Consider the following 10,228-nt stretch of genomic DNA (forward strand, 5'->3'; position numbering starts at 1 on the left):
CCTACTAGTTCGGCTGTTGTGGATTTAGGGGGGGATTATTTGCCTTTAGCGTCTGCCCAAATAATTTTATGCAGTTGCAGCTGTAATCTTACCGGAATGGCGTCTTCTAAAATCCATTCTGCCAGCTCTCGAGCTAGGTTAGGCACATCCACTGCTGCTATATCACCTGCTGCGTATTCATGGACATTGAACATGGGGGAGAACCACACCGTGCCCACCTTCTTATCAAGCTGATACTCTTCTACTTTTTGCTTTGACCACTGATAATCATCACGGTTCATAATGACGAACTTTAACTGATCATGTTGGGTGAGGTGATCTAGGTTTGACCACAAGTTCTTATCTGACTCGCCGCTACTTGGGGTTTTTATATCCATCACCTTACTTACTGCGTCGGGCACTTCGGCCACTGATAGAGCGCCCGCTGTTTCTAATGAAACCTCATAGCCTTCATCAAGCAGTCTTTTGATTAGGGCAATACAGTTAGGCTGGGCTAAGGGTTCACCGCCAGTCACACAGACTCGTTTGCAAGGGTATTGGCCAATATCTGCCATAATGGCATCTAAGGAGAAGCGCTCACCGCCGGTAAAGGAGTAGGTGGTATCACAATACACACAGCGAAGAGGGCAGCCCGTCAGACGAACAAATACGGTAGGCAGGCCTGAAGTGAGTGCTTCACCTTGCAAGGAATAAAATATCTCGGTCATACGTAACCCAGCTTCAGGGTCAGTAACAGGAATGGTGGTGGTTCTTAAATTTGACATAAAGTTGACTATTTGTACTTTAAAGAGAGAAGTTGTGATTATTGTAAATAGAGACGTGGTCTAGATAGAGCAATAAAAAATTGAAGGTAAGGATTATTTTAATAATCCTTACCTTCTAATATTCAGTGATGGCTTAGTGAACGTAAAAAATAAATGAGGTTATAAATCTGATTTATTTCATTCTTGTCAGTGCGCACATAGCTGGCGCATTGCCATAGCAGTTATAAGCATTATAAGGTTTTGTACTAATCGTATAGCCTTTATCCTTCATACACTGAGTTTGCTTTTCAAATTTAGTTTTATTAATTTGGCTGACATTATCAATATAATTGCACGATTTAAGATCTGCACGTGTGGTCTCCAACGTAGCCCCTGATTTCTTCCAAGCTTGATCTGCACTTGGTGGTGGCTGGTGATAAGAGGGAGACATCGCGGCACACCCCGATAGTATTAAGGTAGTAATAGCTGTAAGACTAACCAATATCTTTTTCATGGAGTATGTCCTTCAACAATTAAATGAAATAAATAATGTCGCAAAATTAAGCCAAGCGCAATAATTCATTGATGCTGGTTTTTGAGCGGGTTTTTGCATCTACTTTCTTGACGATAACTGCACAGTATAAGCTATGTGAACCATCTTTTGAAGGCAGACTGCCAGAAACTACCACAGAGCCTGCTGGTACACGTCCATAATAAACCTCACCCGTCTCACGATCATAAATCTTAGTGGATTGACCGATATAAACGCCCATTGAGATAACAGACCCTTCTTCAACGATGACACCTTCGACAATCTCTGAGCGGGCACCAATAAAGCAGTTGTCTTCAATGATGGTTGGATTGGCCTGTAGAGGCTCTAATACACCGCCGATACCAACGCCACCAGATAAATGCACATTTTTACCAATTTGGGCACATGAGCCTACGGTTGCCCAAGTATCAATCATCGCCCCTTCATCAACATAGGCGCCAATGTTGGTGTAGCTTGGCATTAATACCACGCCTTTAGCGACAAATGAACCACGACGCGCAACGGCAGGGGGAACTACTCGCACGCCAGCTTCAGCGAACTGAGCTTCTGTCCAATTGGCAAATTTAGTAGGAACTTTGTCATAAAACTGCAGATGTTCACCGGTTTGCATCGGGTAATTATCGTTCAAGCGAAAAGACAAGAGGACTGCTTTTTTTACCCACTGATTAACTATCCATTCGCCATCCTTCTTCTCAGCCACACGTAAACTACCGTTATCTAGCTGTTCAAGGACATCGTTAACGGCCTCTTTAACGTCTTGTGGCATGTTGCTGGGGCTATATTCAGTAAGGTTCTCAAATGCTTGTTCAATAATTTTCTCTAATGACATATATTTTCCAAATAGAAGGGTTAAGATCCAAAGCGCCCTGCTGTGCAGTAAGTGACGCTTCAGATATTGTCTCTAATTTTCTCCACTTTAGCAAACTATAAAACTTAAGAGTGGAGTGCTTCGCTTAAGATTATCTTATGCAATGCTCTGGTCTATCCAACCATATAGATCTTGAAAAACTTGCTGGTTATCTTCTTCATGCAGTGGCTCATGGCGCATTAAAGGATATAGCTGTTGGCTTACATGAGTGAATCCTTGCTTTTTCATGCGCTTGGTTAGCTTGCGAACGCCTTTGCCCATATTACCGACAGGATCGTTTTCGCCACTGATAAATAGCATAGGGAAATCAGAGTCGATAGTCTCAGCCCAATTCTTTGCAAGGCCAGTTTCCATCAGGTTGAATAGAGTCCAAAACCCATTGTTGGTAAAGTCAAAACCACAAAGAGGATCTCTTTCGTATTCAGCAACTGCTTCTTGGTTGAGCGATAACCAAGCAAAATCTGATTTGGAAGATTTGTCTTTTAACTGAGCATTAAATAGTTTGCTCATTAGATTAGCAAAAACAGGGTTAGGGCGTTTAGGTTGTAATTGATTAAGGACTTTGGTTAGGGGCAATGCTGCTTTGACTAAAGGATTATGATCACTGCTACCCATAAGGATGGCACCAGCAAAATCATTACTATGCACTTGAAGCACGTTACGCACCACAAATGAGCCCATAGAATGTCCCATAATAAAGTGGGGGACATCAGGATACTGACGTTTTAAAGTATCCGCCATAATAATCGTATCTTTTAGCAAAGTTTGCACCGGATATGGCTTAGCGAAATAGCCTAATTCATCGGCATTATTGATACTGCGGCCATGTCCTAACTGATCATAGGTTAATACAGCAATATCTTTATCCGCTAAATACTGCGCAAACCTCTCATATCGGCCACTGTGCTCAGTCATGCCATGGACAATTAATAAGGTAGCTTTTGCGGTATTCTTTGGAGCATATAAGGTGTGATGGAGGGAATGAACTTGGTCGGACGACATTATAGTCTTGGCCATGGGGAATCCTTTTAGTCATTAGTATAAAATGGGAAGTCGGTACCAAAGCTTGGATAGGAAAAGTATTTATACTATTTATATCTATGCTTTTAAAATCTATATCAAAGCTTTATCTGGCGGTTAATCTAAAGCTTAGTGTCAGAAAATCGAGGGTTAAAAGGGTGTTAAAATCATTGTTTTAACACCCTAAATGTTTTTAAATTATAAGGCATGCCGTTTGGTAAAAACTGTAGCACGGCAGGTGTTTAATCGAAACCTCAGTGACTAACAGCCCAGTTTTTTACCTTCTGCCTCAGCGGCCAAAGCTTTTTTACTGCGCACTGGAGCAGGGCAATCTTCACCATAGTATTGACGATCAGCAAAGTAGCTTGAGCGAACCATAGGACCGGCCCAAATGCTAAAGAAGCCAATCTTTCTACCATAATCCATATAGCGCTGGAACTCATCTGGATGGACATAGCGATCTACAGGCGCATGGTTCTTACTAGGCTGTAAGTACTGACCAATAGTAATCATGTCTACATCATGGGCTTTTAGATCATCAAGTAATGCATAAACCTCTTCTTCAGTCTCACCCAATCCCACCATAAAACCGCATTTGGTGGCGATGTCTGGACGGCGTGCTTTGTAATGTTTCAGAAGATCTAGTGAGTGCTGGTAGTCAGAGCCTGGACGGAAGGCTTTATAAAGACGGGGCACAGTTTCAATATTGTGGTTAAATACATCTGGAGCTGTTTCGGTCAATAAGTCTAGTGCTACCTCCATACGACCACGGAAGTCAGGCACTAAGATCTCAATTAAGCAGTTTGGGCTTAATGCTTTTGACTCATTAATTACGTCCACAAAGTGCTGAGCGCCCCCATCTTTTAGATCATCACGGTCTACCGAAGTAATAACCGCATACTTAAGGCCCAAACCTTGAATGGTTTCTGCCGTATTACGCGGTTCATCTTTGTCTAATTCATTAGGGCGACCATGAGCTACGTCACAAAATGGACAGCGGCGGGTACAAATATCGCCCATAATCATAAAGGTAGCGGTACCATCCCCGAAGCACTGTGGCAGGTTAGGGCAGGCAGCTTCTTCACAAACCGTATAAAGCTTCTGTTTACGCAAGGTTTTTTTGATGCGATCTACCTCAGCAGGTGAAGACATCTTAACGCGAATCCAATCTGGCTTCTTCGGTGCTTCTACCGTAGGAATTACCTTAATTGGAATACGAGCTACCTTGTCATAGCCACGAAGTTTTTCACCCTTAACCGCTTTTTTTGGTTTCGGTGCGGCTGCTGGCACGAAAGTTTGCACTGTAGTTGTCATAATCAGCTTCTGTCCTAACCCTTGATAGTATTAGGGTTTATTAGTAATTCAAAATATAAAAATGAGTGATGTCATTATATCAGATATTAGGCTAGGCGCGGAGAATTCAAGCTGATAACAGAAGCAAAGTGAACTTAATTCGACTGATTACAGCGAGTCATCATTCAAGTCAATGCCCAGTTCAGTTAAGGCTTCTATCGCTGCTCGAAACGCTTCTTGTGTGGCTGGTGCGCCGCAATAAGGTAGGCTATGCATTAGCACTTCACGGATTTCCGCTACGCTTGCCCCATTATTAATTGCACCTCGAACATGACCTTTTAATTCATTAGGACTTTTTTGAGCAATTAAAAACGCCATAGTTATCAGTGAGCGGTATTTATGAGGCAGTACTTCTTCGTCTTGCCAAGTGCTGCCCCAAGCGTGCTCGATAATCCAGTCTTGAAGAGGCTGGGTAAAAGCAGTTGCTGAGTTTAAAGAGCGCTGCACATGAGACTCACCCATAACTTTGGTACGTACTTTTAGTCCATTTTGGTAATTATCTCTTTTATTGTCTGTCATAACAGGATTCCTTTTTATCAACGAAAGGTAAGTTAAAGATGGGTAATGCGAAATAACAGGTCAATAAGACCCAATAGTTTTAAATAAGACCGAATAACTTTTGAAAAAGTAGGTCAAAGATGGTCTTAATCATTTTAATTAGCTTATCAAATTAAACCATATATATTTTTTTAAAGTGCTTCTCGTTGTTACTAATTAGCCTAACAAATTAATGCTATCAGGCATTGAGTTATAGTAGGTATTTCTAAAATAAATGTTCGATATGGCCTTAAAATGCATAGGGTTTACAGTTTGGTGATTAACTTTTTGGGCGTTTTAGGCTATATTAGTGCCGAGAGTTAAACCCACCTGCAAGGTACTGGCAGCCCCCCACAAAATTCTACTGTTAATATTCAGTGATGACAGTAATTTAATCCTGTGGCAGCTACCTAACCTGCGTAAAATAATGAAAGAGGACGCTTATTGTGTTAGACGCATATCGTAAACATGTCGAAGAACGTGCCCAACTTGGTACAGTGCCATTACCACTATCTGAGCACCAGACTGCCGATTTAGTTGAGCTGTTAAAAAACCCACCAGCGGGTGAAGAAGAGTTCTTGATGGACTTATTGGTTAACCGTGTACCAGCAGGTGTTGACCAAGCAGCTTACGTGAAAGCCGCTTTCTTAGCCGCTATCGTAAAAGGCGAGGCAACTTCACCTCTAATCGATAAGAAAAAAGCGGTTGATATCTTAGGCACTATGCAAGGTGGTTATAACGTATTACCTTTAGTAGAAGCGTTAGATGATGCTGAAGTGGCTGAAAACGCAGCAGCAGCACTGAAGAAAACCTTATTAGTATTTGACGCATTCAATGACGTTACTGAAAAAGCAGAAGCGGGTAACGAAAAAGCGAAAGAAGTAGTTCAGTCATGGGCTGATGCAGAATGGTTCTTAGATCGTCCAGAAGTACCTCAAAAGACAACTTACACTGCGTTTAAAGTAACGGGTGAGACCAACACAGACGACCTATCTCCAGCACAAGACGCATGGAGCCGTCCAGATATCCCATTACACTCATTAGCTATGCACAAAAACTCTCGCGACGGCATCCAAGCCGACGAAGAGGGCGTACGTGGCCCAATGAAACAAATCGAAGCATTAAAAGAAAAAGGCTTCCCTTTAGCGTATGTTGGTGACGTAGTAGGTACTGGTTCTAGCCGTAAGTCAGCGACTAACTCTGTACTTTGGTTAATGGGCGATGATATCCCTAACGTACCAAACAAACGTGGTGGTGGTTTAGTATTAGGTGGCAAAATTGCTCCTATCTTCTTTAACACTATGGAAGATTCAGGCGCTCTACCTATCGAAAACGTCCAAGTTGATAACATCAACATGGGTGATGTGTTTGACATCTATCCACACGAAGGCAAAATCACTAAGCATGATTCTGACGAAGTACTATCTACTTTCGAATTGAACTCAAACACACTTCTTGATGAAGTTCGTGCCGGTGGTCGTATTCCACTAATCGTAGGCCGTGCTTTAACTAACCGTGCTCGTGATTACTTAGGCCTAGAGCATTCAGACGTATTTGCTAAGCCAGAGCAACCAGAAGCTTCAGACAAAGGTTACACTTTAGCTCAGAAGATGGTTGGTAAGGCTTGTGGTATGGAAGGCGTACGTCCAGGTATGTACTGTGAGCCTAAGATGACTACTGTTGGTTCGCAAGATACCACTGGTCCTATGACTCGTGACGAACTAAAAGACTTAGCTTGTTTAGGTTTCCAAGCTGACCTTGTGATGCAGTCTTTCTGTCACACAGCTGCTTATCCAAAGCCAGTTGACGTTGAAACTCAGCACACTCTACCTGACTTCATCATGAACCGTGGTGGTGTAAGCTTACGTCCAGGTGACGGTATTATTCACTCATGGTTAAACCGTATGCTTCTTCCAGATACAGTAGGTACTGGTGGTGACTCGCATACTCGTTTCCCAATGGGTATTTCATTCCCAGCAGGTTCTGGTCTAGTAGCTTTCGCAGCAGCGACTGGTGTTATGCCACTAGATATGCCTGAGTCTGTTCGTGTTCGTTTCGTTGGTGAGCGTCAGCCTGGTATCACTCTACGTGACCTAGTACATGCTATCCCATTACAAGCGATCAAAGAAGGCTACTTAACTGTTGATAAGAAAGGTAAAATCAACGAGTTTAACGGCCGTATCTTAGAGATTGAAGGTCTAGAAGACTTAACAGTTGAGCAAGCGTTCGAGTTATCAGATGCCTCAGCTGAGCGTAGTGCCGCTGGTTGTACCATCACTCTATCTGCAGAGTCGGTAACTGAGTACTTAAACTCAAACATCACTCTACTTAAGTGGATGATTTCTGAAGGTTATGGCGATGCTCGTACGCTAAGCCGTCGTATCGAAGCTATGCAAGAGTGGTTGAAAAACCCAAGCTTAATGCGTGCTGACGAAGACGCTGAATACGCCATCGATATGACCATCGATATGAGCCAAATCAAAGAGCCAGTACTGTGCTGCCCGAACGATCCAGATGATGCAAAAACTCTATCTGACGTTGCCGGCGACACTATTGATGAAGTATTCATCGGTTCTTGTATGACTAACATCGGTCACTTCCGTGCCGCTGGTAAACTACTACAAGAAGTACCTGCAGGTAGCTTGAAGACTCGTCTATGGATTGCACCACCAACTAAGATGGATGCTCGCCAATTAATGGAAGAGGGCTACTACAACGTATACGCACAAGCAGGCGCACGTACTGAAATGCCAGGTTGTTCACTATGTATGGGTAACCAAGCACGCATTGCTCCAAACTCTACTGCAGTATCAACCTCGACTCGTAACTTCCCGAACCGTCTAGGTCAAGGTGCTAACGTATACCTAGCTTCAGCAGAGCTAGCAGCAGTTGCAGCCGTACTTGGTAAGCTACCAACTAACGAAGAATATCAGCAGTATGCTGGCATGCTAAACAGCATGGGTGACGAAGTATATCGTTACATGAACTTCGATCAGATGGAATCTTACTCAGAAGAAGCTGATAAAATTAACGTGGCTCAACTGTCATAAGTTGATGTGTTAATTGATTAGTTTTAGCTGAATAAAAGACCCCGTATCTTAGGATACGGGGTCTTTGCTTTAAAGGCTTTAGAGCCATAGTTACAATTGGTGCTAGACGTATTAATAGCCGGTTCTATATACTGGTAACTATAATAATTATATTAAATGCTGGCTGGCATTATAAAAATACCAATCCACCCAATAACGTTATAAAAGAGAGCAATATGCAGTATCAATTTTCAGAGGTGATTAACGAACTAAAACCCTCATTTATCCGCGAAATATTAAAACTAACCGTTAAGCCAGAAATTATTTCATTTGCTGGTGGGTTACCAGATCCTAGCTTGTTTCCGCATCAAAGCATTAAAGAAGCCAGCAACGCCATGTTTGATCGCAATGATCAGGGTATCTTTCAGTATACAACGACTGAAGGTCATGCTGGTCTACGAGAGTGGATCGCGAAGCGCTTCTCAGAAACTCACAATGTCGAGGTGTCTTCAGAGCAGGTAATGATTGTTTCTGGCTCACAGCAAGCTTTAGACCTATTTGGCAAAATATATATTGATCCGCAAGACGCTGTGGTGATGGAAGCGCCTACTTATCTGGGAGCAATACAAGCTTTCCGTATGTATCAACCTAAATTTAAAGAGGTTGAACTGCAAGAAGATGGTCTAGATACCGATCAGTTTCGCTCTACCATGCAAGAAGAAGACAGTAAGTTCTTCTATGGTATTCCAAATTTCCAAAACCCTACCGGCCTAACTTACTCTACCCAAAAACGCCAGCAAGTTGCCGATATCTTAAAAGAGACCGGCAAGATTATGTTAGAGGATGACCCTTACGGTGCTTTATTGTTTGATGAGGAGGATCAATCTTCGCCAGACACTCGACCTATCTATGCCTTAGCACCAGAAAATGTGGTCTATATGGGCTCATTCTCTAAAGTATTCGTTCCAGGCTTCCGTTTGGGATGGGTTATTGCGCCTAAGCCTGTCTTAGCGAAAATGATTATTGCCAAACAAGCAGCTGATTTACACACCAACTCATTTGTTCAAGAATTACTATATGAGTTTGTGACCAGCCATGACTTAGATGCCCATATTGATTTGATTCGCCAAACTTATGCCACCAAAAAGGCGTGCATGGTAGAGGCGATCAATACTTATCTAGGTGACGAAGTTGAGTTATTCCCAACCTCAGGGGGTATGTTCATTTGGGTGCGTGTGCCTGGTGTGGCCATTATGGATTTACTCACAATTGCTATTGAGAAAAATGTGGCCTTTGTACCAGGTGAAGCTTTCTCCTTAACTGGGGGTTATACCGATCACATGCGTTTAAACTTCACCAGTTTAGAAGAAGATCAAATTGTGGAAGGGGTTAAGCGTTTGAAAGCTGCGTTAGACGCTTATCGCGCAAATCAGTAAGTCTAAATTAGCTTGTATAAGCAATTGGCTAGATGAACTAATATTAAAGCCCTTGTTATTTTATAACAGGGGTTTTTATATAAAATAGATTTAGTGATTATTATGCTAGAGAGTATACAGGCGGAAACCGTGGCCCTGTATTTAAATTATTTTTTGTTGTCTCGGGGCGGACCGATTCTTTTAGGGTGCAGTGTCTTTGTACTTAGGAGTGAGTGTTGATTACCTTGTCGCCTTTAAAGCGTCGTATAGTATATGTGACTGTATTTGAGATTATCGCCATCATATCTTCTACTTATGTGTTGATGTGGTTAAGTAATAGTGACGCCTCAGAGTCGTTACCTGTTGCTGTTATGGTATCGTTGGTAGCGGTTGTCTGGAACTTTATATTTAATACGTTGTTTGAAGCTTGGGAGCGCCGGAACAAGGTCCAAGAGCGAACGGTTTTAATTCGCAGTGTCCATGCCATAGGCTTTGAGGGCGGGCTAGTATTAATTTGCTTACCACTATACATGCTGTGGTATAACGTGGGCGTTTATAAAGCGTTCACTATGGAGCTAGCTTTATTACTATTCTTTTTGGTGTATACCTTTATATTTACCTTAATCTTTGACAAGATCTTTACTTTGCCTCAGCATTATAAATCCAAATAATAAAAGGGCTACCATGAGGTTAATGCCAGTCAGTTAAGG

Annotated in this window: 9 protein-coding genes; 3 read left to right on the top strand and 6 right to left on the bottom strand. The window is 42.4% G+C overall.

Annotated features, from left to right (window positions below; translation table 11 throughout):
• Positions 1–35 precede the first annotated feature (35 nt).
• The 6 genes from queE to B3S92_RS03075 form a co-directional block, all read right to left on the bottom strand.
• Positions 36–764: a 7-carboxy-7-deazaguanine synthase QueE gene (gene queE, locus B3S92_RS03050; protein ID WP_296202603.1), complete on the bottom strand. Its 729-nt coding sequence runs from the start codon at positions 762–764 to the stop codon at positions 36–38.
• Positions 765–936: 172 nt separating this feature from the next.
• On the bottom strand, positions 937–1,257 hold the full coding sequence (locus B3S92_RS03055) for a hypothetical protein (RefSeq protein ID WP_296202606.1): 321 nt from the start codon (positions 1,255–1,257) through the stop codon (positions 937–939).
• A 46-nt stretch (positions 1,258–1,303) separates the two neighbouring features.
• The gene (gene dapD, locus B3S92_RS03060; protein WP_296202608.1) at positions 1,304–2,125 is read right to left on the bottom strand and encodes a 2,3,4,5-tetrahydropyridine-2,6-dicarboxylate N-succinyltransferase; all 822 of its coding nucleotides are present in this window, start codon (positions 2,123–2,125) and stop codon (positions 1,304–1,306) included.
• Between the two features lie 135 nt (positions 2,126–2,260).
• Entirely contained in the window at positions 2,261–3,181 is a 921-nt protein-coding gene (locus B3S92_RS03065; RefSeq protein ID WP_296202610.1) for an alpha/beta fold hydrolase, read from the bottom strand.
• A 264-nt stretch (positions 3,182–3,445) separates the two neighbouring features.
• On the bottom strand, positions 3,446–4,498 hold the full coding sequence (gene lipA, locus B3S92_RS03070) for a lipoyl synthase (RefSeq protein WP_296202612.1): 1,053 nt from the start codon (positions 4,496–4,498) through the stop codon (positions 3,446–3,448).
• 147 nt (positions 4,499–4,645) lie between these two features.
• Positions 4,646–5,056: a carboxymuconolactone decarboxylase family protein gene (locus B3S92_RS03075; RefSeq protein ID WP_296202614.1), complete on the bottom strand. Its 411-nt coding sequence runs from the start codon at positions 5,054–5,056 to the stop codon at positions 4,646–4,648.
• Positions 5,057–5,520: 464 nt separating this feature from the next.
• Between B3S92_RS03075 and acnB the strand changes: the two genes are divergently transcribed.
• The 3 genes from acnB to B3S92_RS03090 all read left to right on the top strand — a co-directional run bounded on the left by acnB (position 5,521) and on the right by B3S92_RS03090 (position 10,189).
• Positions 5,521–8,124, top strand: a complete 2,604-nt coding sequence (gene acnB, locus B3S92_RS03080; protein WP_296202616.1) for a bifunctional aconitate hydratase 2/2-methylisocitrate dehydratase — start codon at positions 5,521–5,523, stop codon at positions 8,122–8,124.
• Positions 8,125–8,339: 215 nt separating this feature from the next.
• Positions 8,340–9,539 carry a PLP-dependent aminotransferase family protein gene (locus B3S92_RS03085; protein WP_296202618.1) on the top strand — a complete coding sequence of 400 codons (1,200 nt, stop codon included), beginning with the start codon at positions 8,340–8,342 and terminating at the stop codon, positions 9,537–9,539.
• Between the two features lie 212 nt (positions 9,540–9,751).
• On the top strand, positions 9,752–10,189 hold the full coding sequence (locus B3S92_RS03090) for a PACE efflux transporter (protein WP_296202620.1): 438 nt from the start codon (positions 9,752–9,754) through the stop codon (positions 10,187–10,189).
• The last annotated feature ends 39 nt before the right edge of the window (positions 10,190–10,228 follow it).

Origin of the sequence: Psychrobacter sp. UBA3962, assembly GCF_002385225.1 — a bacterium.
GTDB lineage: Bacteria > Pseudomonadota > Gammaproteobacteria > Pseudomonadales > Moraxellaceae > Psychrobacter.

Excerpts from the sequence above, each read along its gene's own strand:
- queE (WP_296202603.1), bottom strand. The coding sequence starts at position 764 with ATGTCAAATTTAAGAACCACCACCATTCCTGTTACTGACCCTGAAGCT.
- B3S92_RS03055 (WP_296202606.1), bottom strand. The coding sequence starts at position 1,257 with ATGAAAAAGATATTGGTTAGTCTTACAGCTATTACTACCTTAATACTA.
- dapD (WP_296202608.1), bottom strand. The coding sequence starts at position 2,125 with ATGTCATTAGAGAAAATTATTGAACAAGCATTTGAGAACCTTACTGAA.
- B3S92_RS03065 (WP_296202610.1), bottom strand. The coding sequence starts at position 3,181 with ATGGCCAAGACTATAATGTCGTCCGACCAAGTTCATTCCCTCCATCAC.
- lipA (WP_296202612.1), bottom strand. The coding sequence starts at position 4,498 with ATGACAACTACAGTGCAAACTTTCGTGCCAGCAGCCGCACCGAAACCA.
- B3S92_RS03075 (WP_296202614.1), bottom strand. The coding sequence starts at position 5,056 with ATGACAGACAATAAAAGAGATAATTACCAAAATGGACTAAAAGTACGT.
- B3S92_RS03085 (WP_296202618.1), top strand. The coding sequence starts at position 8,340 with ATGCAGTATCAATTTTCAGAGGTGATTAACGAACTAAAACCCTCATTT.